This is a genomic window from Vibrio parahaemolyticus (genome assembly GCF_900460535.1).
GTDB classification, from domain to species: Bacteria; Pseudomonadota; Gammaproteobacteria; order Enterobacterales; family Vibrionaceae; genus Vibrio; species Vibrio parahaemolyticus.
The window spans coordinates 2,040,665-2,067,562 of the sequence record NZ_UHIL01000001.1; the positions used below are offsets into that span (position 1 = coordinate 2,040,665).

General features: G+C 43.6%; 26 protein-coding genes and 1 pseudogene. 7 read left to right on the top strand and 20 right to left on the bottom strand.

Features of this window, described 5'->3' with window-relative positions:
* Positions 1 to 33 precede the first annotated feature (33 nt).
* From aguA to DYB02_RS09990, 6 genes are read right to left on the bottom strand one after another with little or no spacing between them, the layout of a single operon-like run.
* Positions 34 to 1,116: an agmatine deiminase gene (gene aguA / locus DYB02_RS09965; protein WP_029804629.1), complete on the bottom strand. Its 1,083-nt coding sequence runs from the start codon at positions 1,114 to 1,116 to the stop codon at positions 34 to 36.
* Between the two features lie 12 nt (positions 1,117 to 1,128).
* The gene (gene aguB / locus DYB02_RS09970) at positions 1,129 to 1,995 is read right to left on the bottom strand and encodes an N-carbamoylputrescine amidase (protein ID WP_029804628.1); all 867 of its coding nucleotides are present in this window, start codon (positions 1,993 to 1,995) and stop codon (positions 1,129 to 1,131) included.
* Positions 1,996 to 2,012: 17 nt separating this feature from the next.
* The gene (locus DYB02_RS09975; RefSeq protein ID WP_029795336.1) at positions 2,013 to 3,290 is read right to left on the bottom strand and encodes an NAD(P)/FAD-dependent oxidoreductase; all 1,278 of its coding nucleotides are present in this window, start codon (positions 3,288 to 3,290) and stop codon (positions 2,013 to 2,015) included.
* A gap of 37 nt (positions 3,291 to 3,327) precedes the next feature.
* Positions 3,328 to 4,812, bottom strand: coding sequence for an aldehyde dehydrogenase (locus tag DYB02_RS09980; RefSeq protein WP_029804627.1), 1,485 nt, complete (start codon positions 4,810 to 4,812; stop codon positions 3,328 to 3,330).
* A 35-nt stretch (positions 4,813 to 4,847) separates the two neighbouring features.
* Positions 4,848 to 5,405, bottom strand: coding sequence for an HTH-type transcriptional regulator PuuR (gene puuR / locus DYB02_RS09985; RefSeq protein WP_005464588.1), 558 nt, complete (start codon positions 5,403 to 5,405; stop codon positions 4,848 to 4,850).
* An 18-nt stretch (positions 5,406 to 5,423) separates the two neighbouring features.
* Complete coding sequence (locus DYB02_RS09990; protein ID WP_029804626.1) at positions 5,424 to 6,170, bottom strand: gamma-glutamyl-gamma-aminobutyrate hydrolase family protein; 747 nt, start codon at positions 6,168 to 6,170, stop codon at positions 5,424 to 5,426.
* 340 nt (positions 6,171 to 6,510) lie between these two features.
* Between DYB02_RS09990 and DYB02_RS10000 the strand changes: the two genes are divergently transcribed.
* Positions 6,511 to 7,854 carry a glutamine synthetase family protein gene (locus DYB02_RS10000; RefSeq protein WP_029804625.1) on the top strand — a complete coding sequence of 448 codons (1,344 nt, stop codon included), beginning with the start codon at positions 6,511 to 6,513 and terminating at the stop codon, positions 7,852 to 7,854.
* A gap of 18 nt (positions 7,855 to 7,872) precedes the next feature.
* Entirely contained in the window at positions 7,873 to 9,348 is a 1,476-nt protein-coding gene (locus DYB02_RS10005) for a Na+/H+ antiporter NhaC family protein (protein ID WP_025557583.1), read from the top strand.
* 90 nt (positions 9,349 to 9,438) lie between these two features.
* Here DYB02_RS10005 and DYB02_RS10010 read toward each other — a convergent pair whose 3' ends face one another.
* Entirely contained in the window at positions 9,439 to 9,900 is a 462-nt protein-coding gene (locus DYB02_RS10010) for a hypothetical protein (RefSeq protein WP_005500350.1), read from the bottom strand.
* Between the two features lie 341 nt (positions 9,901 to 10,241).
* Here DYB02_RS10010 and DYB02_RS10015 point away from each other — a divergent pair, with 341 nt between their 5' ends.
* Positions 10,242 to 10,688 carry a DUF3291 domain-containing protein gene (locus tag DYB02_RS10015; protein ID WP_021449154.1) on the top strand — a complete coding sequence of 149 codons (447 nt, stop codon included), beginning with the start codon at positions 10,242 to 10,244 and terminating at the stop codon, positions 10,686 to 10,688.
* Between the two features lie 367 nt (positions 10,689 to 11,055).
* On the opposite strand, the pseudogene DYB02_RS26085 reads toward DYB02_RS10015, so the two are convergent.
* The 3 genes and pseudogenes from DYB02_RS26085 to DYB02_RS10035 all read right to left on the bottom strand — a co-directional run.
* Positions 11,056 to 11,411: pseudogene (locus DYB02_RS26085) on the bottom strand (PNPOx family protein); the annotation flags it as partial.
* A 7-nt stretch (positions 11,412 to 11,418) separates the two neighbouring features.
* Positions 11,419 to 12,569 (bottom strand): IS3 family transposase gene (locus tag DYB02_RS10025; protein WP_104411426.1). Its coding sequence is split into 2 segments (ribosomal slippage): positions 11,419 to 12,326 and positions 12,326 to 12,569, totalling 1,152 coding nucleotides; the frame shifts between segments, so codons are not numbered across the junction.
* A 667-nt stretch (positions 12,570 to 13,236) separates the two neighbouring features.
* On the bottom strand, positions 13,237 to 13,527 hold the full coding sequence (locus DYB02_RS10035; protein WP_005500341.1) for a YkgJ family cysteine cluster protein: 291 nt from the start codon (positions 13,525 to 13,527) through the stop codon (positions 13,237 to 13,239).
* 266 nt (positions 13,528 to 13,793) lie between these two features.
* On the opposite strand from DYB02_RS10035, the gene DYB02_RS10040 reads away from it, so the two are divergent.
* Entirely contained in the window at positions 13,794 to 14,078 is a 285-nt protein-coding gene (locus DYB02_RS10040) for a type II toxin-antitoxin system TacA family antitoxin (protein ID WP_005398409.1), read from the top strand.
* Positions 14,075 to 14,353, top strand: coding sequence for a type II toxin-antitoxin system RelE/ParE family toxin (locus DYB02_RS10045; protein WP_005500338.1), 279 nt, complete (start codon positions 14,075 to 14,077; stop codon positions 14,351 to 14,353). The genes DYB02_RS10040 and DYB02_RS10045 overlap by 4 nt, the downstream gene beginning before the upstream one ends.
* 135 nt (positions 14,354 to 14,488) lie before the next feature.
* Here the strand turns inward: DYB02_RS10045 and DYB02_RS10055 are convergent, their stop codons facing one another.
* Entirely contained in the window at positions 14,489 to 14,842 is a 354-nt protein-coding gene (locus DYB02_RS10055) for a VOC family protein (RefSeq protein WP_017449619.1), read from the bottom strand.
* Between the two features lie 599 nt (positions 14,843 to 15,441).
* Here DYB02_RS10055 and DYB02_RS10065 point away from each other — a divergent pair.
* Both DYB02_RS10065 and DYB02_RS10070 read left to right on the top strand, forming a co-directional pair.
* Entirely contained in the window at positions 15,442 to 15,690 is a 249-nt protein-coding gene (locus DYB02_RS10065) for a type II toxin-antitoxin system Phd/YefM family antitoxin (RefSeq protein ID WP_005377003.1), read from the top strand.
* Complete coding sequence (locus DYB02_RS10070; RefSeq protein ID WP_005377002.1) at positions 15,680 to 15,970, top strand: type II toxin-antitoxin system RelE family toxin; 291 nt, start codon at positions 15,680 to 15,682, stop codon at positions 15,968 to 15,970. The genes DYB02_RS10065 and DYB02_RS10070 overlap by 11 nt, the downstream gene beginning before the upstream one ends.
* A 138-nt stretch (positions 15,971 to 16,108) precedes the next feature.
* Here the strand turns inward: DYB02_RS10070 and DYB02_RS10080 are convergent, their stop codons facing one another.
* The 9 genes from DYB02_RS10080 to DYB02_RS10210 form a co-directional block, all read right to left on the bottom strand.
* Positions 16,109 to 16,468 (bottom strand): hypothetical protein, encoded by a 360-nt coding sequence (locus DYB02_RS10080; RefSeq protein WP_029806843.1) that lies wholly within the window; start codon positions 16,466 to 16,468, stop codon positions 16,109 to 16,111.
* Between the two features lie 155 nt (positions 16,469 to 16,623).
* The gene (locus DYB02_RS10085) at positions 16,624 to 17,007 is read right to left on the bottom strand and encodes a hypothetical protein (protein ID WP_029806841.1); all 384 of its coding nucleotides are present in this window, start codon (positions 17,005 to 17,007) and stop codon (positions 16,624 to 16,626) included.
* A gap of 155 nt (positions 17,008 to 17,162) precedes the next feature.
* Positions 17,163 to 17,705 (bottom strand): SEC-C metal-binding domain-containing protein, encoded by a 543-nt coding sequence (locus tag DYB02_RS10090; protein WP_029806840.1) that lies wholly within the window; start codon positions 17,703 to 17,705, stop codon positions 17,163 to 17,165.
* A gap of 580 nt (positions 17,706 to 18,285) precedes the next feature.
* Entirely contained in the window at positions 18,286 to 18,627 is a 342-nt protein-coding gene (locus tag DYB02_RS10105) for a hypothetical protein (RefSeq protein WP_029807300.1), read from the bottom strand.
* 611 nt (positions 18,628 to 19,238) lie between these two features.
* Positions 19,239 to 19,751 carry a hypothetical protein gene (locus DYB02_RS10110; protein ID WP_029807290.1) on the bottom strand — a complete coding sequence of 171 codons (513 nt, stop codon included), beginning with the start codon at positions 19,749 to 19,751 and terminating at the stop codon, positions 19,239 to 19,241.
* A gap of 1,168 nt (positions 19,752 to 20,919) precedes the next feature.
* Entirely contained in the window at positions 20,920 to 21,441 is a 522-nt protein-coding gene (locus DYB02_RS10130; protein WP_000058623.1) for a GrpB family protein, read from the bottom strand.
* A gap of 147 nt (positions 21,442 to 21,588) precedes the next feature.
* Positions 21,589 to 21,969 (bottom strand): nuclear transport factor 2 family protein, encoded by a 381-nt coding sequence (locus DYB02_RS10140; protein ID WP_061064929.1) that lies wholly within the window; start codon positions 21,967 to 21,969, stop codon positions 21,589 to 21,591.
* A 2,241-nt stretch (positions 21,970 to 24,210) separates the two neighbouring features.
* Positions 24,211 to 24,687 (bottom strand): GNAT family N-acetyltransferase, encoded by a 477-nt coding sequence (locus DYB02_RS10200; protein WP_047022990.1) that lies wholly within the window; start codon positions 24,685 to 24,687, stop codon positions 24,211 to 24,213.
* A 160-nt stretch (positions 24,688 to 24,847) separates the two neighbouring features.
* Positions 24,848 to 25,249: an HIT family protein gene (locus tag DYB02_RS10210; RefSeq protein WP_041956323.1), complete on the bottom strand. Its 402-nt coding sequence runs from the start codon at positions 25,247 to 25,249 to the stop codon at positions 24,848 to 24,850.
* Positions 25,250 to 26,898 lie beyond the last annotated feature (1,649 nt).

The window sequence follows — 26,898 nt, forward strand, 5'->3', positions numbered from 1 at the left end:
ATCATTACCGCTGAGTCAGCGGCGAGCTTGTGTTTAAGCGGGGATCTGCTGCGTAATGCAGTGAATGTTCCCTCCGCCGAGTAGAACCTCTCTCGACGGTATCGCGATGATTTGGTATTCCGGCATCGCGTTTTGCAAAATATCGATCGCAATGGCGTCGGTGTCTTCATCCAACATCGGTAAGAACACATGTCCGTTGACGATAAGAAAGTTCGCATAAGAGGCACTTAGACGTTCGCCAGCTTGTCGACTCATTCCTGAACTGGCGTCAATGCCATTGGCTTCGCGCTCGCTATAATGCAACGGACCCGGTAGTGGCAAACGGACAATTTCAATCTCGCGCCCTTTCGCATCGTGCTGCGATTTCAGCACTTGCTCTGCTTGACGAGACAACGCGTATTGCGGATCACTTGAGTCATCGGTCCAACTCAGTATCACCTTACCCGGTGCGATCACGTGCATCAGGTTGTCAACATGGCCGTCTGTTTCGTCATTGAATAAACCATTTGGCAACCAAATGATTTTTTCGATGCCGAGATACGCCTTTAACTGCTCTTCGATTTGCGCTTTGCTCAATTGCGGATTCCGCCCCGGACTAAGTAAACACTCTTCTGTGGTGTAAAGGGTGCCTTCACCATCGGTGTGAATCGCCCCACCTTCAAGTACAAACGGTGCGCGGTAATAATCTATACCGATGATGTCGCACACCGAGCCAGCGACAAGATCGTCCTGCTGCCAGTTATCGTAAAGCCCATTGTACTCGCCGCCCCACGCGTTAAATTGCCAACTAATCCCACGGCGCTCACCCGCCTGATTCACGAGCACGGTCGGTCCAATATCGCGCATCCACGCATCGTTAAATGGGATTTCCACCAAACGTACATCTGAGTGGAGCATTTGACGCGCTCGGTCAAAGTTGTGCGAGCATACCGCCACGCACACCTTGGTCACTTCCGCGATTAAGTTCGCGATTCTGGCAAAGGTTTCTTGCGCGGGTAATGCGTCATCACGCCAGTTGTCTTTCCTTTCTGGCCACGCTAACCAAACTTCACTAACCGGCTGAAACTCAGCCGGAAAATAGAAGCCATCTTGCGCTGGTGTTGTCGATAATTTCATTTTAACGCCTCTTTAAACAGCTAGTTTGCCAACGCTGGTGTAAAGGTCTGGACGACGGTCGCGGAACAAACCCCACGCGTGGCGCGCTTTCGCTGTCGCAGCGAGGTCGATTTCTGCGTAAATGATGGTTTCACCTTCACGTGGTGCTTCGGCAATTTTTGCACCAGTGTGGTCAGTGATAAAAGAAGAGCCGTAGAACGTGGTCTCGATGCCATCATCGAATTCAGTGCCCACTCGGTTTGATGCAATTACTGGAACGAGGTTTGCTGCCGAGTGACCTTGCATTGTACGTTGCCAGTGATCACGCGAGTCCAACGTTGGATCTTGAGGCTCAGAACCGATTGCAGTTGGATAGAAAATCGCTTCCGCGCCGTGCAGAGCCAAGCTACGCGCAAGCTCTGGAAACCATTGGTCCCAGCAAATGCCAGCACCGAACTTACCGAACTTGGTTTGCCACACTTTGAAACCGGTATCGCCAGGGCTAAAGTAGTACTTTTCACTGTAGCCCGGACCGTCAGGAATGTGTGACTTGCGGTAGTTATCTAGTACCGTGCCATCGGCATCTATCATCACTAGCGAGTTAAAAAACGTGTTGCCCGCTTTTTCAAAGTAGCTAATAGGAATAACCACGCCGAGTTCTTTCGCCAGTGCGCTCATTTCCTGAATAAGGTGGCTATTTGCCGTCTCTTCTGCGAGCTCGAAATACTTCGCTTCTTGTTTTTTGCAGAAGTAAGGCGCGGCGAACAGCTCTTGAGGAAGAATCACGTTCGCACCGTTTTGTGCTGCTTCACGAATCGCCTTTTTTGCTTTGGCTAAGTTATCTTCCAGATCCCAGCTTTTCGTCAGTTGAAGGGCTGCAAATTTCACTACTTTGCTCATTGGATATTCCTTATCTCTTAAATCGCCAGTTTGTCACGTAGGTTGTAGTAAGCCGCGCCCATTGCCGTAAACGGAATTTGGAAGTGGCGGCCACCCGGGAAGGAGTAATGTTTTAGAGCCGCAAACGCGTCAAAGCGTTCTGCGTGTCCAGTCAAGGTTTCAGCCAGCAACTTGCCTGCTAGGTGAGTACACGTTACACCGTGACCGCTGTAGCCTTGTAGGTAGTAAATGTTGTCTGCAAACGAGCCAAATTGCGGCATGCGTGAGTAAGTCAGCAAGAAGTTACCCGTCCAGGTGTAATCAATCTTGATGCCTTTCAATTGTGGGAAGACTTTCTCCATCTTCGGACGAATCAATGCTTCAATGTTTTCTGGGTCACGTGCGCCATAAACCACGCCACCTCCGAATAACAAACGCTTGTCGGCGGTTAAGCGGAAGTAGTCAAGCAAGTAGTTACAGTCTTCAACGCAGTAGTCACTGGTTAGCACTTGTTTTAACTGCTCATCACTCAAAGGCTGAGTCGCCACCACTTGTGTGCCGCACGGGATCGCTTTGTTGCTGATGTTTGGTGCCAAACCACCAAGGTAGGCGTTACCTGCCAGTACCACGTACTTGCTCTTCACGCTGCCTTGCGCAGTTTTAACTACTGGGTTCATCCCTTTATCAATCGACACGACCGCCGACTGCTCAAAGATTTGACCACCTAGAGAAATGAACGCAGCGGCTTCACCTAATGCCAGTTTCAGCGGGTGAATATGACCACCGCGCATATCCAGCAAACCGCCAGTGTACACTTTCGTACCTACCGCTTGTTCTACCTCTCCTGCGTCAAGCAGAGTCATTTGGTCGTTTCCGTAACGCTCCCAGTTCTTCTTATGTTCTTCTAGCCCTTTGAGTTGTTTACTGTTCAGTGCCGTGAACAAGCCACCTTGCTTGTAATCACAGTTGATGTCGTATTTGTCGATCAGGCCACGGATGATATCGCCGCCTTCAAAAATCATATCGCACAGAGCTTTAGCTTGGTTTTGGTCGTAACGGCTTTCAATCACGTCGACATCTCGGCTGTAGCTGTTAACGATTTGGCCACCGTTACGACCAGTTGCTCCAAAGCCCACTTTTGCGCTTTCTAACACAACGACTTTAAAACCTTTTTCTGCAAGGTGCAGCGCAGAAGAAAGACCAGAAAATCCCGCACCGACTACACACACATCGCACTCGATGTTGTCTTGCAGTTGTGGGTATTCCGGCATGTTTGGCACAGAGTGCGCGTAAAACGAATCCGTATGCTTGTTCATAGAACTATTCCTTTATTTATCGTAATCGTCAGCAGGCTTAAGGATGTAGGCGAATCCAAGTGGTTTTGGTTTCGGTGAATTTTTCAATCGCGTGGAGAGACTTATCTCGACCATTTCCGCTCATTTTGAATCCACCAAATGGGACCGTCATGTCACCTTCGTTGTAGTTGTTGACCCAAACCGAGCCAGCTTGCAGTCGTTTTGCTACGCGATGAACGCGGTTGATATTGCTACTCCAAAGTGCAGCACCTAAGCCGTACTTCGAATCGTTAGCGATCTCAATTGCTTGCGCTTCGTCTTTGAATGGAATGACACATAGCACTGGACCAAAAATTTCCTCTTGGGCGACACGCATCTTGTTGTCGACGTTGTCTAAAATGGTTGGAAAAACAAATGCGCCCTGCCCATCGACATCGCCGCCACAACGTACGTTTGCACCTTCTGATTCACCTAACGAGATGTATTCCAACACTTTTGATTTATGATCTTGATCGATAAGCGCGCCCATGGATGAACTTGGGTCCATTGGGTCTTTTGGCGTGAACGCTTTCGACGCTTGAATAACTTTTTCTATGAACTGTTCTTTGATGCTTTCGTGAACAAGCAAGCGGGTTGCCGCGACGCACACCTCACCTTGATTGTAGAAACACCCTGCAGCGGTTTCTTCTGCTGCGCGGTCTAAATCATCACAATCTTCAAACACGATGTTCGCGTTCTTGCCGCCCGCTTCTGCAAACACGCGCTTTAGGTTGCTCTCACCCGAGCTGACCATCAGTTGACCTGCAATGCGCGTCGAGCCTGTGAAGGCGATGCAGTCTACGTCTTGGTGTTTCGCCAACGCGTCGCCAGCTTCATGACCAAAACCCGTCACGACTTGGAAAACGCCTGTTGGCAAGCCCGCTTGAGAAGCAAGTTGACCTAGGAATATCGCAGTGAGAGAAGATTTTTCTGACGGTTTTAGAATCACGCTGTTACCAGCCGCTAAAGCAGGGCCAAGCTTCCAACACGCGAGCCAAAGTGGGAAGTTCCACGGCACAACCGCGGCAACCACGCCAATTGGCTGATGAGAAATATAGGCATGTACGTCTTTTTCTGTTGGGGCAACTTCACCGTACACTTTGTCGATCGCTTCGGCGTACCAGCGCAAAGAACTCGCCGCGCCAGGAATATCGGTCGAGAAGCTGTGAGAGATAGGTTTACCAGTATCAAGAGTTTCTAGCAGTGCTAACTCTTCTTGGTGTTGCTCAATCAGCTCAGCAAACTGTTTAAGCACTGCTTTGCGATGAGCTGGGCTGCTCTCGCTCCACTGACCTGATTGAAATGCTTGGCGAGCGTATGATACCGCGAGGTCGACATCTTCACTTTGGCAACGGGCGATTTCGGTGAATATCTCGTCTGTAGCTGGGTTAACTACCGGGATGGTTTGCCCTGTTAAAGCGGCACTGTATTCACCGTTAATGTACGCCCTGTTTTCGATGTTTAGATTGTTTTTTAGCTCAATCCATTGCTCTTGGGTTTTCATACGCTCTCCTTGTGATCACACAAGGCAAGCCCCCACTAAAATGTGGTTGGCGTATGCGCACTTATCAATCGACAAGCCTTGTCTGTGTGATTCGTAAATCGATGTGGCTTCGTCGTATCAATAATGTACGACTCGCCGGCTGTGAGGACGTAGGAGTGGCCTTTGTACTCTAGAGTGATTTCTCCCTCTAAAATCGTGCCGACCTCTTCGCCTTCGTGTCTGATTTCCGCCGCACCTGTTGTTCCATGTGGTGCGTATTCTTCGATCAAGAATCCAATAACTTGATCTTTGTCGCCATTCGTCACTAGTTTCATGGATACCGTCTCGCTCCCAATTTCCACCAGATCTGACGGTTTGAAGACCACTTTCACTTCATCATTCGAAGATTGTTCAAAAATGAAAAACTCCGACAGTGATAAAGAAAATACATTGACGATTTTTTGTAGTGAGCTGACCGACGGGCTCACTTTGCCATTTTCAATGGACGAGATTGCACTGTGGGTAATACCAGCGCGTTCGGCTAATTCCCTTTGTGACAATCCATGTTTTTTACGTAACTGAACAATATTTTTACCAATCTCATGATTGTCCATTCATGCAGCTCCAAACGTTTAACGAGAGGCTGCCATCATAAATTCATTGAATAAAATTTGAGAGAAATGATTGTTTTTTGCTTTCCATTCTGGGTGCCACTGCACGCCAACGAAAAATTTTTGTTGCGGAAGACTAAATGCTTCTACTAGGCCATCCGGGGCTTTAGCTTCAACTTGCAGTTCAGGAGCAAGCTGATCGACGCCTTGATTGTGCAGCGTGTTCACTTCAAAAAAGGTGGTATTTTCCCAGTAATTTTGTACCAACCATTGTTCAAACAAACTCTGCTTTTGCACTAATACCGCATGAGCGGGCGCGTATTTTTGTTCGAAATCTTCAACAGTCGCTTCGCGATGATCATTAAAGCCTGAGTCGTGAACGGCTGGGTTTAATGAGCCGCCTAGTGCAACATTCATCTCTTGGAAACCGCGACAGATACCAAGGCACGGAATGTTTTGGTCTACCGCGTGACGAATTAACGTCAGTGATAGTTCATCACGCGCTTCATCTTTATGGCTTTCTTCATGTGTTGCATTGTATCGATGCGGAGCAACATTCGAATGACTACCAGGAAATAGGAAGCCATCACACATGTCTAATATGGTGGCTACGTCGTCTCCCGACATTTCTGGAGCTAACATAATCGGTAGCCCTCCAAAATCCTTAACGGCGCGTAAGTAAAAGTCGTTGACCGCTTGTATCTGATAGCCACCTAACTCTTTAGTGCAGCTAACCACACCAATGATGGGTTTGCGTGTTCCTGACATGATATTTCCGTGTTCGATTTATTTAACATTCACCCTACAAACCATGTACAAAATTATCAACACGGATATTCGTTATTATCGTCACAACGTGATCTAACGCACTATTTAGGCCACTAAATTGAATATTTATGCTCATTATATTGAACAAAACAAAACCAACTGTTACAAAATAGTTAACAAAAAGACATAAAAACCAGCCGTTAAACACCAAAAGCACAGTATAAGTGCATGTTTAAATTAAAAATAACCTGAAAAACAAACAATTTAATTAAAACGCTGTAATTTATTTGTTAATTTGGTTGTTTCTAATTTCTACTCGTCAGGCTATTTGGAGAAGAAAATGGAATCGTATCTACAGGAAGTACAAAATTTTAAACAAAAATGGCCCAATATAGAGTTTATCGACCTTATCTTTACCGATATCAATGCCACTCCAAGAGGAAAGCGCATCCCGATAGACGCACTAGAGAAGCTTGATAAAGGGGTAGCACTCCCCCTCTCGACCATCACCCTCGATACTAAAGGTAACGTCGTTGAAACTGCGGGCTTGGGCGAAGATCTCGGAGAGCCAGATCACCTCTGTTACCCAATCAGCGGAACCTTGATGCCAACGGCAAAGGAACAAGTTGGCCAACTACTGCTTAGTATGATGGATGAAACCGGGCAACACCCTAACCCACTGTTCATCCGCAACATTCTCGCGTCTATGTTGCAAACGCTGCATACCAAAGATCAGTACCCATGTGTCGCGCTAGAGCTAGAATTCTATTTAATCGACAAAACTCGTGGGGAAAATGGCGAACCATTAACGGCAATTAATCCAACGAAGAAAACACGAGAAAAAGACACCGAGGTTTACGACCTTGATGGATTAGATGACTACGCGGATTTCTTGACCGATCTTAATCGAATCGCATTAGAACAAGGTTTGAATACGTCCGGCGCTCTTTCTGAGTCTGCACCGGGACAGTTCGAAATCAACTTCAACCATTCCAAAGACGTACTGCGAGCGTGTGATGAAATCATCATTGCAAAACGTTTGATTCGCCAAGTGGCTCACCAGCACGGGTTTGATGCAACATTTATGGCGAAACCTTTTGGTGAACAAGCGGGTAATGGCATGCACATTCACCTCAGCTTGGTTGATAAAGATGGTAACAACCACTTTAGTCAAACCGATGGTCAAGCTAGCCCCTTCTTCTATCAAACCATGGCAGCCATGTTGTCACAAACCTCCGATGCCATGGGTTTGATTTGTCCGAACGTTAACTCCTTCCGCCGCTTTTTACCGGGTGCATATGTGCCAACAAAAGCTGACTGGGGAGAAAACCACCGAGGCGTGGCGCTGCGCGTGCCGATTAGCGACAGTAAAAACCGTCGTATTGAGCATCGTATCGCTGGCGCTGACGTTAACCCTTACATTCTCGCTGCAGTAGTACTTTCCGCAGTATTAGCGAGTGATAACTACACCAAAGACCAATGTCCGCCAACCTTAAGTGACGATGCTGTTGAACTGCCGCTGCGTATGTCAGAAGCGCTAGAGCGACTGGAGCACAGCGAGTTAGCTCAATACATCTCACAAGACTTTATTGACTTGTATCTAGCTTGCAAGCGGAGTGAACTCGCAGAATTTGAGCGAGCGATTACTCCATTGGAAATCGACTGGATGTTGCACTCGGCATAAACAAAGGAAATGCACTTTATGACAACGCAAACCAAGGCGCTGGATGCGCCGCTTAAAATCAATACTCAACATATTATTGTTTCTTTAATCTCAGTTGCGACGTTTATCTTTTTTACCACAATCGGATTAAATCATGAGGAAGGCGAAGCCTACGGATGGATGAGTCTTCTGCCAACCGCGTTGGTTTTGGTCTTTGCCCTCACGACACACCGAACTGTGGAAGCCCTTTTTAGTGGCGCAATTGCTGGGGTACTTTTGCTTAATCCAACCGAAGCGGTCGAGCAAATTGTTGATATTTCGATGAGTGTAATGATGGATGAAACCATCGCATGGATCATTCTCGTATGTGGTTTGATGGGCGGTTTGATTGCCGTATTGGAGAAAGGCGGCAGTATTTTGAGCTTCTCCGATATGCTTGTCACCAAGGTTAAAAGCCGCAAGCAATCGATGTTGATGACATTTGCTCTGGGTATCCTGATCTTTATTGATGACTACTTAAACGCAATTGCAATTTCATCATCGATGAAAAAAGTCACTGACGGCTATCAAATCTCTCGTGAAAAACTTTCTTACTTAGTCGACTCTACTGCTGCGCCTATCTGTATCCTTGTGCCAATTTCCACTTGGGCGATTTTCTTTAGCTCGCTGCTAGAAGCAAACGGCGTCGCAGAAGCAGGCCAAGGTATTCAGACGTACATGCAAGCAATTCCTTACATGGCTTACGGCTGGGTAACTTTGGTGATTGTTCTGCTGGTTGCGATGGAAAAAATTCCTGACCTCGGCGCAATGAAAAAAGCAGAAGAGCGAGCGAAGAATGGTCAAGTTCGTCCAGACGGCGCAACCGATGTGGACTTTGGTTCTGAAGTTTCTGCGCACACCAATCCGACAATGGGTCTGATCAACTTCCTTTTACCGATGATCGTCCTCGTTGCTGCCAGCTGGTACTTTGGTATCGACCTACTGGCGGGGGTTTTCGTCGCGCTGATCTTCACCATTAGCTTCTACGGCGCACAAAAACTGATTTCGATGAACGATATGTTCGAAGCTGTTTATGATGGCATTAAAGTCATGCTACTGCCGCTTGCAACCGTAATTGGCGGCTTCATGCTGAAATCCGTCAATGACTCGCTAGGTGTCACGCAATACGTGATTGAGACCGTAAGCCCTTACTTATCGGCGTCTTACTTCCCTGCGATTATCTTTATGATTACTGGTGCGTTGGTCTTTGCTACTGCATCTTCTTGGGGAACATTCGCGGTAGCGATGCCAATCGTTCTGCCTTTGGGTGAACAGCTTGGCGTGCCACTACACTTAACCGTTGCGGCTCTACTTTCGGCATCAGCGGCCGGTAGCCACTCTTGTTTCTTTAGTGACTCTACCGTGTTGTCTGCACAAGGCTCTGGTTGTACATCCATGCAACACGCGACGACACAGTTCCCTTATGCGCTGATTGGTATTGTTGCAACCGCGATTTTCTTCTTCATCATCGGTTAAGATTAGCCCTAAAAGCAAAGCCCTGCTCACCAATGAGCAGGGCTTTTTAGTTTGGCGAAACATCCGAAGTGGAAACAGGCAGAATCTCAACTAAACCTGCACCGCTTTAATATGCTTGATGATACTGGCGTAAAGTAAGGCATACCAAACGATGAATGGCAGAACATCGACGGACGAGCTCACCACAATGCCATCCTCAGGCATCACCGTCATGTAGTAGGCAAGCAAAAATACAGATATCGGAATCAATAACGTACAAAACCGCACTGACACAACAAAGCTAATACTAAAGTAACGCCCAAGGAAATCCGTACCATGTTCGGAACCATTGGCCTTATACGCCCAGTACGTACCAAACAAGACAATCAGAATATAAGACACAGATTCGACAGCATCCCATACATTTTGTGGTTCGAGTGGCGAGATGGAAATAAGCTCAATACCAATAGTCACAAACGCTATGCTTAAAAACATATACAAGAACTTATCTTTTTCCGACAGTTTGTTGGCTCGAATATCGTTCTTCAGACTTTGTACATCCCAAAAATACATAGCGACTCCTTTAAGTATTGCTCGTCTTGAACTGAACACGCCGAGTGATACTTGTACAGTTAATTCATAGTAACTCGAAATATAAATTAAAAATCAAATAGATAGTCAAATCGACTAAAAATACTCTCGCACAAATGGGATGGTTTGTCTCTAAGAAATCTCTCGTTATCGGTACCGTCTTGAACTCAACAAGACCAATGTACCAAACCGATTTTTACAACGTAATTGGCAGTCAAAATCACTAACTTTCTAATTTACCTTTGAAGGCATAAGCAATACATTGCATTATAAGAAGCCGCTTACCGCTATTGCACTAACTTACCGACCAAGGAGGGTCTGAAATGAAATTAGCACAGTTAAATATTGCGCTTGCCAAATATCCTCTGGATGCACCTGAAATTAGAGAATTTGTAGACAATTTAGACTTAGTTAATGGTATTGCTGAAGAGAGTGAAGGCTTTGTTTGGCGTTTAAAAGACGACTCCGGTGATGCCACCAGCATTAAATTGTTTGAAGACCCAAACATGATTGTAAACATGTCTGTCTGGGAAAGTACTGACGCACTCAAAAACTTTATGTTCCGTACTGACCATAGAGATTTCATGCGCCGAAAAAGCGAATGGTTTCATCGATTAACAGAAGATAGCTATGTTCTATGGTGGGTTGAAGATGGCCATATACCAACACCACAAGAAGCTTTATTCCGCCTTCAACATTTGCGCGATAACGGAGATACGCCCTTTGCTTTCACATTTAAAACTAACTTTACAGAAGCAGATCTTACGTGAGCTATGCGCTGGTTAAATCGCTAAGTTGTATAAAGCACCGATATGACATGCCTCACCCCATCATTGGAGTTGTGCACTTCAAGGGAAATTGTAACTGACTCAAAAGGATAAAGTTTGATAGTAGGAGCCTATTTTTCAAGACTTACCCATTCAGCGACTAGGTATATCACCGTCAGCAACTGAAATAGACTCTGGTAGTTGCTTATATTTTGTTCCATGATAATTACCATTTTGTTCTAACGCCGCATTAAGGTGTGAGCAACGCTACCACAAAACTTAACCATACCACCATAAACACAAAACCCAACGATGAAATGAAAAATGCCAAGCGTTGAGAATCACTCTTAAATGCCTTGTTATACACGCTCTAAAGGCTTGACTCGTAATACTTAACCATTTCGTCTTGGCTAATCGCGTTACTTTCTAAGTTTTGTTGATCTTTAAAGATTTGCGCCAAAGAAGAATGAATTGAACGATTTACTTTATAGTCATCAGACCAAAGCTTCCCTCCCATCACTGCTTTAGCACAGTGAAAATACATACTTTCTATCACTATTTTGATAACAAGTTGGAGTCAGTATGAATACTCGCTGTTCCTTTGATGCGAACTACTTCATCAATACCATTAACCATCAACAACAGCCCTACTTTTGGGTTACTGATAATATTTTTAAGGCCATCTATTCGATTATTCCCCGAGTGATCTGCTCCAGCCAGACTGGACACTTCATTAAGCGACATTTTTCTGTTCAAAGTTAACTGGGCTTAGATACCCAAGAGCACTGTGCCTTCTCGTCCGATTATAATCAACCTCAATGTACTCGAAGACTGTTTGGCGCATCTCATCTCTGGTCATGATCGGTTCGTACTGGATCGCTTCAACCTTCATCGAATGGAAGAAGCTCTCAACACACGCATTATCCCAGCAGTTTCCTTTTCTAGTCATACTTTGCTTTAGATTATAAGCAGTTATGAGGTCTCGATAATCTTTCGAGCAATACTGGCTACCTCTATCTCTATGAAGAATAACCTGCTCAGGGAACCCTCGACGGAACAAAGCCATTGATAATGCATCGCAGACCAGTGTTGCCATCATCTTCGTATCCATTGACCAACCAATTACTTGCCGTGAGTAAAGGTCAATGATCACAGCCAAATACAACCAACCTTCACTTGTGGCAAGATACGTGATATCGCCCGCCCATTTTTGATTCGGAGCCGTTGCAGTAAAGTCCTGAGCTAGCAAGTTCGGAGCTACAGGCATCTTACGCTTGCTGTCCGTTGTACACTTAAACTTGCGTGCCGCTTTCGGCGTTAAATCCTGACGCTTCATGCTGGCTGCAATGGTTTTAACATTATGGCTATTACCGTTCTCAGCGAGTTCTTTCTGGATACGTCTTGAACCATCTCGACCTTTACTGTTGTCAAAAGCATCTTTGACCTTTGTATCAAGCTCTTGACGAATTGTCTCGCGCTGGACGGCCTTGTGACGATGCTTAATCCAATAATAAAACCCACTTCGAGAAACCCTGAACACCTTAGCCATACGGACAACACTGAAGCACAGCAGGTGTTCGAGCATAAATTCATAGCAATCTATTTTAGATTTTTCGCGAAGTAGGTGGCGGCCTTTTTTACGATATCTAGCTCTTCTGCTTGTTCTGCTAACTGCCTTTTGAGCTTGGCTACTTCAGAGGCTAGCTCTTGCTCTCGCTGACTGGTCGTGGTGTCTTTCTTTACAGCCTTACGCCAACCGTAGATCTGAGATTCATGCAAGGAGAGCTGTCTTGCTGCCGCAACCACTCCCACTTTCTCTGCTAGCTTCAGGGCTTCGGCTTTAAATTCAGGAGAATGGATAATACGTTTCTTTTTGTTTGTCATGGTTCACCTCGTTAGTGATTGTACTCACTTAACTCGGTGTCCAAAACTGGTGGTGCGGATCACTTTGAAAACACCAAGCTTTATGTACATTCATACACTCAAATCAGGCGTAGTCTCAAAGCGACTACTCAATGAAACCACTTGGAACAACCAACGTCGCAAAAAACGAACTCACAATACCAAAAAGCCCGTTTGGAAAACCAATCTCACAATGCGGACTTTCAACAAAGTCACTGAAACCACGTAAAACTTACCACACCAGAGAAAGCATCCTTTCAGCAAGCAAATCAGCTTTTAAAACGACAAATTCAAAGAGCAAGGTTTCAGCAAGAAAGTACGACTCAGTTGCCCCAAAAGTCCCAGCGCCAAAGAACAAGTCAACGAGTGCAATGCGATTTTTGCTGAGCTAGTTAACGGTGAGACCGAACGCCGATATGACAAATTTAACTTTGCGCTTTTACCGCTAGATCTTGCGATATTGCTGCGTTTATCCTCTTGCCAACTAACACCGCGTTAAGTAGTGAGAGACGCCTGCACCTAACCTAAACCATTACACCTTAAACACAAAACTCAATTTGAACTGAGAATGCCACGCGTTGCGAATCTGCCTTAAACGCTTTGTTATGGCTAACAACCCACGAATAAACAAAGGAAGTAATCTATTGTTTTATAGAAACTTAACACGCTCATCTAAGCACTCATTGGAGCCCATTTCGAATTCGCGGCATATCCAAGGACGATTTTCATAAATTGTGCACATTAGAGTGTCTCTGTCTAAAGCAGCACACCAACCATCATTTAATCGCATCATTGTTTCACCGCCATACTGATCGCGTACGATGAATTCTTCTGGCACTCCAGTATCCGAGATAATCATAACTTCAAGACGGCAGCAGCAAGCTTGGCAGTTTGAGCAAGATACATTTGAAGAAGAAGGTGTATTAGTTGGTATAAGCATAAGTAACTACAGTTTAGTCAATTGTGTATGATACCGTAAATTTGATGCGAACAACCTTCATTTCTGAGATTGGTTACCTTGTGAGCCATAACGCCTTGTTAAGGTGTGAGGCGCGCAATACGATACTCCCGCATACCACCTTAATCACTTAAACCAACGCATAGTAAAAATGCCACGCGTGCCGAATCACTCTTAAATTGTTTGTTAGTTGCCCATCTCAAAGCCTAGTGCTAACATTTGTACACACACCAACAAAGGAATACATCATGGACACTAGAATTCAATTTCGTGTTGATGAAGAAACAAAACGCCTAGCTCAACAAATGGCTGAGAGCCAAGGTCGCACTCTGAGTGACGCATGCCGTGAACTTACTGAACAACTCGCTGAACAACAAAGAAAAACATTATCTCACGATGCATGGCTAACTGAACAAGTAAACCTAGCATTTGAGAAGTTTGACTCAGGAAAGTCCGTTTTCGTTGAGCACCAAACTGCTAAATCTCGAATGGAAGAGCGCAAAGCCAGAATCCGTAATCGAGGTAAGCAATGATTTTATGGGAAGAAGAGTCACTTGATGATCGTGAAAAGATCTTCGAGTTTCTCTATGACTTTAACCCTGATGCGGCAGAGAAAACTGACAACCTCATTGAAGCAAAAGTAGAAAACTTGCTTGAACAACCTTTAATGGGTGTACAACGAGATGGCATCCGCGGACGATTGCTCATTATTCCTGATATTTCGATGATTGTGTCTTACTGGGTCGAGGGCGATATCATCCGAGTTATGCGTGTACTACACCAGAAACAAAAATTCCCTACGGATTGATTGCTTCCTCTGGGGAACTAACGCCCTGTTAAGGGGTGAGCAACGCAATACCGAAACCGCCGCAAACCACCTTAAACACTAAAATCAACGCATAGTAAAAATGCCACGCGTTGCGAATCCCTCTTGAACAGTTTGTTATGTGGTTTTCCCACGTAGTCCTATTAAGTTTCCAAATGGATCCTCAACTTGGCACATTGAAAGACCATCTTCAATTTCCATTGGTCCGCGATAAAGGCGCGCACCTAGTTTTTGAAAATGAGCCAGTGCAACACATAAGTTATCTACTGACCAGTAAACAACTGTGCCACTTTTACCAGCACCAACCTTTTTATCTGCTTGGACTATTTCTAGGGAGAAACCATTTATATCAAGCGCTGTGAAGTCAAAGTCAGGATGATAAACCGGAACGGCTTCTGGAAAAGCTTTCTTGTACCATTCAAGCCCTTTCGTTACATCTGAGACATGAACAAGAACCGCTGATGGATTCATAATTTTTCTCCAACCACATAACGCGCAGTTAAGGTGTGAGAGACGCACATGCACCCTAACCTAAAATAAACTCTGATAAATCCGTGCCTATTTGGGCACTAAAACCCCAATGCGTTTCGAATCGCCTTGAACGTCTTGTTATTCCGCAACTAAAGTCGGCTATGTTTACGCCTAATCTTTTGATATGACGAGAAATTTTCGGTATGCAGGCAAAAATCGAAGCCGAAGTATTTGGCAGCTCACTACCTTAAATCGCTTTAGCGTCACTCTTTAATTGCTGCGCCATATTAAGGTACGCTTTAAGGCTAGCATGGAAATGACCAATATTCGCCCTTTTCGCCGCTTTTCCACCCTATTACCCCGCCACTTTCACTCTTAGGCTACAATCACGTACATTCAGCCTGAGAGATCCGTTGCGGAAATAACGCCTTGCTAAGGTGTGAGCAACGCAATACCTTAGCCTCCGCATAATACCTTAAACACATAAACCGACGCATAGTAAAAATGCCACGCGTTGCGAATCACTCTTAAGCAACTTGTTATACCGCTTGGTTGAGGCTAAAATGACCAACATAAAGACCACTTAAGAGACCTATTATATGACCACTAGAATTTTAGCCGATGTTGCTGCAAGCATTACTGAGTTGAAAGCTAACCCTATGAAAGTTGCAACTAGTGCTTACGGCGAACCTGTTGCTGTATTAAACCGAAATGAACCAGCATTTTATTGCGTACCTGCCGAAGCCTACGAAATGATGATGGACAGACTCGAAGATCTTGAACTACTCGCTATCGCTAAAGAGCGTGAATCTGAAGAGAGCATTTCGGTAAATATTGATGACCTATAAACTCGACTTTAAAAAGAGCGCCCTCAAAGAGTGGAAAAAGCTTGGTTCTACTCTGCAACAACAATTTAAGAAAAAGCTAATCGAGCGCTTAGATAACCCACATGTTCCGGCTTCAAAACTATCTGGAGCTGACAACATGTATAAAATTAAGTTGCGTCAATCGGGCTACCGTCTCGTCTACAAAGTTGAAGACGATGTCATCATTGTAACCGTCCTAGCAGTTGGAAAGCGCGAACGTAGCGATGTTTACCGTAAAGCCATGAAAAGGTTAGATGACTGATTGCGGTATAACGCCGCGTTAAGTGGTGAGCAACGCAGACCACCCTACTAAACCATTGTGCCGTAAACACTAAAACCGATTCAAACCGAAAATGCCAAGCGTTGAGAATCCGCCTTAAACGCTTTGTTAGGTGATAACTCAATTGGGTTCCTGGTATGACATGCTTTTAAAAAAGCCGTCGCGCCAACCTTGAATAGTTACATAGCATTCTGAAGAACATTCGTACCCCCAAAATTTAACTGGCTTACCACATGCGGTGAACTCGCCAATATAACTTAGCATGTTTGAATCAAACTGTTCTTGGTGTTCCAGAGATAGATAGTCTACGATTTGTGATTCAATGTCAGGAGGTAAGTTGTTTAAATCATAAGTTGAATTCACAACTTCATCAAAGCAAGTTAAGCCATTGTCTTGTTTTAACTCAGACCATCGATCAGAATCACAACCAAGAATAAATATAGCCCAAAGCCAAATAATACAAATTTTATTAGTCTTCACTTACTTCCACTCATCCTTAATTCACCTAACGCCCGCTTAAGTGGTGAGCAACGCTACCACGATAATCAATTATTACACCGTAAACGCAAAAGCCAAATCAAACCAAAACCGCTAAGCGTTGCGAATCCGTCTTAAAGCGTTTGTTATATTCAAGTTTACGTGTAGCTGAAATTTAGTGGTATTTCGCAATATCCAATAATTTCCGTCGGTTGAAATCTTCGGTAAACATGAATATCTGATGGGTTTACAACAATCTCCTTTACTTCCAAGCTTTCAAACCTAACGACAAACACTACATACCCTTTGTCAAACTTTCCATTTAAGTGAGCTAGACATGAACTACTTCGAAATGCATACGATACAGATTCAAGTCCGCTTCCGTACAATTCATGAGAGGATAAAAAGCCTTTGTTTTTAATAGAGTTCAAATTTTCCGTAGGTGTGGCATGAAACAGAATCTTAGAATCGTCCTCCAAATCAGATGTGAACAAACTATATCTGTTGCTCTCTGTTGGATGAATTAAATCAAATTTTTTCATAGATTTCTCATACGTTGAAATGAATATAACGCCGCGTTAAGTAGTGAGCAACGCAGCCACGAAACTTAACCAGACCACCGTAAACACTAAACCCAACGATGAAATGAAAAATGCCATGCGTTGGGAATCTGTCTTAAACGCTTTGTTATAGCGATTTAGCCACAACACTTCTTGTTCTTTTTTCCTGAACCACAGTAACACTGATCGTTTCTTCCAGTGTACTTTTTAGCGAGAGACAAGATAGCAGGATAAAGTAGCGATGCTCTCATTTGGAACTGATTCAGATCAGATTGAGCAACAATACCTTGATTATCCAAACGTAATTTGTCTTGCTCAACTTCTATAGCAATGTACTCAGATAATGATTGGTCACTTATCAAAGGCACAAATTTTGTCGGAAGAAAGTTATGCTTAGCGAGAGTTTCGACCGAACTGTCAGGAGCAAACTTCAATAGCCCCGTCCTATACTCATTCGGTGTTACGCAGACTAATGAATTGTCAGGCATTTTGACGACAGCATGAGCTGTCATTTTGATTGAAATATTCCCTAAACACCAAAAAATCCAGCCAAATTGCACACTACCGCCATATTTTTCAATGTAAGCAGTGACATTGTTTAGACAATTAAGAGGCTTGGCACTCGGTTCGGGTTGAACAGGAATCTTCTTTAAATCTTCGACACCTAGTTTCTCTAGCAAATTATTACTTAATTCGGATAAATCAAAATACTGTAATTCTGTACTCCTAACTCAACAATCGCTATAACGCCCAGTTAAGGGGTGAACAACGCAATACCGAAGCCGCTGCATACCACCTTAAACACTAAAATCAACGCATAGTAAAAATGCCACGCGTTGTGAGTCCCTCTTGAACTGTTTGTTATGTTTAAGATTCAATACCTTACGTTCAGCTATACGAAAGTTTAACCCGACTTACTTTTGTAAACAAAACCAGAAGCTAAAAAACTGAATTAAATCATAAATTTGACAAAATTGAACTTTGAAAAGAGAAAACACAAAAACTGAAGTTCTAATTTAAAGATTGGGAAATTGTTCGGAAAATAGCGTCAAACCATGCCAATTTGCTAAAAGACCAAAACAGAATGACTTAGGGAGCAAAGAAAAGACACAAGCTACTGATTTTACTTGATTAAACATAACGCCCTGTTAAGGTGTGAGCAACGCAATACCGATGCTACCGCATGCCACCTTAATCACTAAAAGCAACGCATAGTAAAAATGCCACGCGTTGCGAATCCCTCTTGAACAATTTGTTAGCTTAAATTATGTAGCACCAAGCCAGAGCACCCCAAAACAGAATATTCAAAGTCCAGACCATTACACTCTGAACTGGAAGCATATGAAAAACTAACTGGGGACATGCCTTAAGTTCACTAGGAGAGAACAGCATTTGCGGCTGAAAATCCCAACTAGTAGCTAAACGCAGACCTCTTTTGAATCTAGGATGATTCACCAAGTATTCAGCGTAGGATGAATAAATTGTCCATAACCCCAAAAAGCCTAGTAACTCAATTAGGGATATCACTTCCAAACTAAATGGCAATAGTGAAGGTCCACCAATGAGCAAAATAGCTGCAAATATCCATTTTCTATTTCTCATTACACATCCTTGTTAATGATTTAAGCTAACGCCGCATTAAGGGGTGAACAACGCAAACCACCCAACCTAAACCATTGTGCCGTAAACACTTAAGCTAATTCAAACCAAAACTGCCAAGCGTTGTGAATCCCTCTTGAATGCTTTGTTAGTTGCCAAGCCTAAAGCTTTGATTTGAAGCCAATGACTGCTTTGCCAACTATGTTTTTATGTGTTTTGAAAAACTAAAATCAGGCGTAGTTTCAAAGCGACTGTCACTGAAACCACTTGGAACTCAAAGCGCCGCAGAAAACGAACCAACAACACCAAAAAGCTCTTTTAGACAGACAATGTCACCGAGCTGACTTTCAACAAATAAATCGGTTTCTGAAACAGAAAATCCAACCACAAAAGAAACCTGAGGACGTTTTTCGCAAACCCGAACGATTCAAAATTGAATAACGAAACCCCACCAAAAACACACTGACTTTAACTCTAAACATTCTGTTTAAGCTGCGTTTTCCTCGTTGGCAACTAACGCCGCATTAAGGTGTGAGCGACGATTGGCTATACTTGAGCGAAGCGAAACTGCCAAGCGTTGCGAATCACTCTTAAATGCTTTGTTATACAAATGATTACAGCGCAAAAAAGCTACCTAATATCGCGACAATTAATCCAATAAGGATTTCCTTACCGTAATCGCGGTACAAACGCTTGTACCAAACATCTTTAACTTTTAATGGTATGGGATATTTAGTATTTAACCACAACGCTAAATTAGCCGAAGACTCCCCGATATGGTAGAGCGTGCCTGTATGTATCCAATTCTTAGAGCCATTTTCGTCTATTTCGTACCCAGACGTGCCAATTTCATATGATGAAGTATGCTTTTTAAGCATTCTGTACCATGCCCATTGAGGTCTCTCACCAGAAATGATATTTCCATATTCACTTTCCGACTTTAGTAACTCGATTAACTGCTCACCTGCTAACTCACAGAGTAACTCAAACTCCTCGACTGATTTGCAAGGTTGACCAGCGACACGCCACCACTCTCCTGCTGCTCCAGTTTGAGCATCCAATCGATGATATTGAAGTACAGGTGCTAATGTTCGAAATCTATGCTCAAAGTCCAGCCACGAGTTCATTTATTACTCCATTTGTATAACGCCCTGTTAAGGGGTGAGCAACGCTAGCCACCCAACCTAAAATTTACACCGTAAACACTTTTACCAAATTTAGCATTAAACCGCCAAGCGTTGGGAATCCCTCTTGAACAGTTTGTTAGTTGCCAGTTCCAAGGCTTTAATTTGAAGTTTATGAGCACTTTGCCAACACGACCTTTACGTATTTTGTAAAATCAAATCAGGCGCAGTTTCAAAGCGCCTGTCACTGAAACCACTTGGAAGTTACAACGCCGTAGAAAACGGACTTTGAACACCAAACAAACCTTTTTGAACGACAATGCAGCAGAGCAGACTTTCAACATATAAATCGGTTTCTGAAATAGGAAATCCAACCACAAAAGAAACCAACGATCGATTTTCACAAACCCAAACAACTAGAAATTGAAATACGAAAACCCAGCCAAAAACACATGGACATTAGCCCTAAATATTCTGCTTTAGGTACATTTTTCCTCGTTGGCAACTAACGCCTTGCTAAGGTGTGAGTAACGCAATACAAAAGCTACCGCACAGCGCCTTAATCACATAAGCCACCGCAAAGTAAAAATGCCACGCGTTACGAATCGCTCTTAAGCAATTTGTTAGTACATGCGCTACTTCTATTTATGCGCTCCAAGATATTGAAAACTGCGATGATATGAAAGGCTTTGAACACTGAAGTGAGACGGGCAGCTACAAAACTTTACCCCGATTGAAAGACGAAAGTTGGCTAGAAGAAAAACGCACTGAACTGCCCTACTTTCACTTGCTTCAAATTAGAAAAGGATTCTTTCCTCGTACTTCAACCGCAACAACAAAAGTAATCAAGGTTCTCTCAAAAGCCACCACGAAAATGAAGAAGCACCAAAGAAATAGGCTAAGAGTTAGAAGCCGTAAACGATGAAATCAAAGCGAACACTTCGCATATAGTGCCACCGGAAAGAACGTGAAAGGCACTAACTGAAAGGTGTAAATACGAGCGCCAAAACAGATTAACACCAAAACTTATGACCTTTGATGTCAAACCCGTACTAACGCCGCGTTAAGGGGCGCAGGCACGCAATACAAAAGTGACCGCATAACACCTTAACCACTAAACACAACGCAAATTGAAAATGCCACGCGTGCCAAGTCCCTCTTGAACGCTTTGTTAGGCAAATTTCCAGTTGAGAGCCTTAGCCTCATGCTCTTTAATAAAGCTATCTTTATGACGGCAATATACATCTATGTCATTGTTGCAGATTGCTGCTCCAGTTTTCTTTAACACACCATACTCATCGGCCACTTCAGGAAAAGCGATAAGATACTCTTTAAAAGCGATGTGTCTTTGTGCTTCATGTGAACCTGTTAGAAAAGCGTGGACTTGATGAGTTCGTTGAACCCCACCTTTTTGAAAGTAACGCCTACCCGGGATACCAAACTCACCTTTAGCAAGATAGCCCAACGATTCCATCAAGTAACTTTGCTCATCCAGTTCACTGAGACATTTAACTTCGAGCAGAATATCTATAATTGGTTTCGCACATAAACCTTCAACTGAAGTGCTACCGATGTGGTGAACTTCCACCACATTTTCTTGGCTTAACGCATTACAGATTAACGCTTTCTCTCGGTTAAAATCATCAGCCCACGACGACTGAAAATCTACGACTTCAATTATCCTTAAACTCACGCCTATCTCCATTTGCCTAACGCCCAATTAAGGTGTGAGGCACGCAATACCGATGTTGCCGCATACCACCTTAACCACTAAAGCCAATGCATACGAAAAATGCCACGCGTGCCGAATCACTCTTAAATTGTTTGTTAGGTGCGTAGCTTAATCTTGCACTAATCTGACCCATTTTGCCCGCCATGCCTGTGCCTCCATTGGGTCTGGCCAGAACTCTTTTTGCTTACTTATTAAGCCATTTTCAACGGTATGAAAAGTTATAGCTCGTGCTTTTTGGACACTATCTGTAATTGATACATCAGTGACAACTGTTTCACCGTCGCAAACTACAGAGTGAACTGTAAACTCCCAAATACCATTCGCTGGGTAATAGGAATTGATAGACGTAAAGTTGTCTCGGCCAATAATAAGTTCACCAGACTGCGGCCAGAAACCCTCAAAGTCTGGGCTAAGCCACTCGCTTGCTTTGGCAAAGTCATTTGTTTTCATCGCATCCCAAAAAGCTAGGACGACTTCCTTTGAATTCATGATTTTCTCCAAGCACCTAACGCCCAATTAAGGGGTGAGTAACGCAACACCGATGCTACTGCAAACCACCTTAATCACCAAAATTAACGCATAGTAAAAATGCCACGCGTTACGAATCCCTCTTGAATTGTTTGTTAGCACGCTGCCCTTAAAGCCTTTGGAACACACCAAGGCATTGAAATATAGCACGAAATTCATGGCTTAAAACACCAAAACTAAACGGACAGCTGCCAAACTAAAAACAAACTTCAAGACGTAAGTTAGCTAGAAGAAAAAGATGCTTAACTGCCCTTTTCCACCGCTTTCAAATTAGCAAAGGATACTGGCTTCGGACTTGAACAGCAGCGAAAAAGAAACGCTTTTTTACCTAAATTCCGCACCACTAAAGAAACAACACCAGAGAAATAGCCCGAAAGTTAGAAACCGTAAACGATGAACTCAAAACGAAAACTTCGCATCTAGTGCCACCGGAGCGAACATGAAAGGCATATTTGATCAGGTGTAAAGCTAGGAAAAGAGACCAATAAACACAGAAACTTTTAACCTTTGATGCCAACCCAGTGCTAACGCCCAATTAAGGGGTGAGTAACGCAACACCGATGCTACCGAAAACCACCTTAATCACCAAAATTAACGCATAGTAAAAATGCCACGCGTTACGAATCCCTCTTGAATTGTTTGTTAGCACGCCCCTTAGAGCCTTTGGCACACGCCAAGATGCTGAAATATTGCACGAAACTTATGGTTTAAAACACTAAAACCAAACGGGCAGCTGCCAAACTGAAAACTAACTTCAAGATGTAAGTTAGATAGAAGAAAAACATGCTTAACTGCCCTTTTTCACCGTTTTCAAATTAGCAAAGGATTCGGGCTTCGAACTTGAACAGCCACGGCAAAGAGCCAAATTTAAGGTAAGAAATCGACGGCATCAAAGAAACCGCGCCAGAGAATTAGCCCAAAAGTTGGAAACCGTAAACGGTGAAATCAAAGCGAAAATAACTCATATAGTGCCACCGGAGCGAACATGAAAGGTACATTTTATCCGGTGTAAAGCTAGGAAAAGAAACCAATAAACACAGAAACTTTTAACCTTTGATGCCAACCCAGTGCTAACGCCCAATTAAGGGGTGAGTAACGCAACACCGATGCTACCGCAAACCACCTTAATCACCAAAATTAACGCATAGTAAAAATGCCACGCGTTACGAATCCCTCTTGAATTGTTTGTTAGCACGCTGCCCTTAAAGCCTTTGGCACACGCCAAGATGCTGAAATATTGCACGAAATTTATGGTTTAAAACACTAAAACCAAACGGACAGCTGCCAAACTGAAAACTAACTTCAAGATGTAAGTTAGATAGAAGAAAAACATGCTTAACTGCCCTTTTTCACCGTTTTCAAATTAGCAAAGGATTCGGGCTTCATACTTTAACAGCAGCTTCAGAGAAACTAGGTTTTGCCGCAAATTTCTCAGCGCCAAAGAAACCACACCAGAGAAATCGCCCGAAAGTTAGCAACCGTAAACGGTAAAATCAAAGCGAAAACTTCGCATATAGTGCCACCGGAGCGAACATGAAAGGCACATTTGATCAGGTGTAAAGCTAGGAAAAGAAACCAATAAACACAGAAACTTTTAACCTTTGATGCCTACCCAGTGCTAACGCCCTGCTAAGGGGTGAGCAATGCACTGCTAAAGTTACCGCGCACCACCTTAATCACAAAACCCACCGCATACCAAAAATGCCACGCATTGCGAATCCCTCTTAAGCAGTTTGTTAGCTTAAATTTCAACACTTTAGATTTACCAAAATTGAGATTAACCCGATTTGGGAAACCGGCAAACCGCTTGAGTTTTAAAACCCGAATTGACTCAAACTTTGTGGCGGTTCACTTGCTATGAAACCAGTAAATCTGATAGCACATTTTCGGAAAAATCAAAGCGAAAACAAAACTTACAAAGCGACTTTGCACCAGACTGGCTAACCTCGCGCAACCCCAAAACTCAATTGAGGCAACGGCTCAAAACTCGCGTTGGCAAACAATGCTGATTTGCCGATAAACCGAAACGAATTGCCAAAGGAAGAAAGAAAAGACCACAACCAATTGATTTTAATTGTTTTAAGCTAACGCCCTGTTAAGGGGTGAGCAACGCAATACCGAAGCCGCCGCATGCAACCTTAAACACTAAAACCAACGCATAGTGAAAATGCCACGCGTTGCGAATCCCTCTTGAACAGTTTGTTAGGTGCGTAACCAAAGTTGGTAAAAGTCTGTTTCATCGTGCTTGGGATTCTTGCGCACGAACTCCCAACCATGGCGCTTATAGAATGAGAGCGCGCGATGGTTAGTTCGGCTTACTGAAAGTACAGCACGAAAACAACCCGCTTTACTCAAAGTGCTTACAATATAATCCTGCACTTTTGGGGCGAGTCCTGAACCACGAAAATTCGGCTTTAAGTAAATGAGATGCACATAGCCAGTCTCCGGCTCGGGTGAAAAACTACGAAACTCTAATTGCCCTGCAAACTGACCATCCACAAATATATGGATATAGAACCATCCTGATGTTGCTAACCGGCCTAAGACTCGTTCACGATAACCACTGATGAAGTCGTCGATACCATCGCAATGCCCAAAACTACAAAAGTATGCATCTTTTCTCGCAGCAACGCATAATTCGAAATCATCAATGTTTATCTGCCGAAAAGCAATTTCCATACTTACCTTTTCCTTCAAGCACCTAACGCCTTGTTAAGGTGTGAGGCACGCAATACCGAAGCTTCTGCATACCACCTTAACCGCTAAAACCAACGCATTGTCAAAATGCCACGCGTGCCGAATCACTCTTGAACAATTTGTTAGCATACTTTTTCAACGCTCATAGATCTTTAAGTGATTCTCTAAGTTTATCCATACTTTGAATCCCAAGTTCACTACTAATCCAACCATACTGGTCGCCATGGAACCGAGGGAAAATATGCAAATGGTAATGGTCGAGCTCGTTGAAATGAGGTGCCTCTCCGTTGTTTTGCATAAAGCCGATACCATCGGGATTGAACTTAGCTTCTATACGCTTATATAAATCTCTTGCGACGTCGGTGATCTCTAAAAACACAGACTCGGGCAAGTCGATGAAAGTGCGGTATTGAGTCTTGGGACAAATTAAAATATGTCCAAAGTTGATTGGGTCATGGTCTGCAAAAGCTATAACTTGGTCAGATTCGTACACGATGACCGAGTCAATTTCACGATTAACAATTTGTTCGACTATCGTAGTCATCTAAACTCCTATCAAAGTATGCTAACGCCGCATTAAGGGGTGAACAACGCCACCACCTAGCCTAAGCCATTGTGCCGTAAACACTTAAGCTAATTCAAACCAAAACTGCCAAGCGTTGTGAATCCCTCTTGAATGCTTTGTTAGTTGCCAAACCTAAAGCTTTGATTTGAAGTCGATTGCCGTTTTGCCAACACTAGCTTTATGTGTTTTGGTTGACTAAAATCAGGCGCGTTTCAAAGCGCCTGTCACTGAAACCACTTGGAATATGCAGCGCCGTAGAAAACAGACTAACAACACCAAAAAGCTCATTTGAAAAGGCAATGCCACAGAGCTGACTCTCAACAAGTGAATCGGCTTCTGAAACGGCAAACCAAAACCACACTAATAAACATCGAACGCAACTTCAGCAAACTTACACCTAAACACAGAATCAGGCAAAAACAGCACAGACCATTAGCCCTAAATGCTCCGCTTTAGCTGCCTTTTTCGCCTTGGCAACTAACGCCCAATTAAGGGGTGAACAACGCCACCACCTAACCTAAACCATTGTGCCGTAAACACTAAAGTTAATTCAAACCAAAACTGCCAAGCGTTGTGAATCCCTCTTAAATGCTTTGTTAGTTGCCAAGCCTAAAGCTTTGATTTGAAGTTGATTGCCGCTTTGCCAACACTGTTTTTACGTGCTTTGAAAAACTCAAATCAGGCGTAGTTTCAAAGCGCCTGTCACTGAAACCACTTGGGACACAAAGCGCAGTAGAAAACGGATTAACAACACCAAAAAGCGCCTTTGGACAAACAATGTTACAGAGCTAACTTTCAACATATAAACCGGTTTCTGAAACGGAAAATCCAACCACAAAAGAAACCTGAGAACGATTTTCACAAACCCGAGCGATTCAAAATTGAAGTACGAAACCCCACCAAAAACACACTGATTTTAACTCTAAACATTCTGCTTTAGCTGCGTTTTTCTCGTTGGCAACTAACGCCTTGCTAAGGTGTGAGTAACGCAATACAAAAGCTACCGCACAGCGCCTTAATCACATAAGCCACCACAAAGTAAAAATGCCACGCGTTACGAATCACTCTTAAGCAATTTGTTAGTACATGCGCTGCTTCTATTTATGCGCTCCAAGATATTGAAAACTGGCATGATATGAAAGGCTTTGAACACTGAAGTGAGACGGGCAGCTACAAAACTTTACCGCATTGAGAGACGAAAGTTGGTTAGAAGAAAAACGCACTGAACTGCCCTACTTTCACTTGCTTCAAATTAGAAAAGGGTTCTTTCCTCGTACTTCAACAGCCACACCAAAAGTAATCAAAGTTATCTCAAAAGCCACCACGAAAATGAAGAAGCGCCAAAGAGATCGGCTAAGAGTTAGAAACCGTAAACGGTGAAATCAAAGCGAACACTCCGCATATAGTGCCACCGGAAAGAACGTGAAAGGTACAAACTGAAAGGTGTAAAGACGAGCGCCAAAACAGATAAACACCAAAACTTATGACCTTTGATGTCAAACCCCTACTAACGCCGCATTAAGGGGTGAACAACGCCTCCACCCAACCTAACGCATTGTGCCATAAACACTAAATTTGACCTAGAGCCAAAACTGCCAAGCGTTGTGAATCCCTCTTAAATGCTTTGT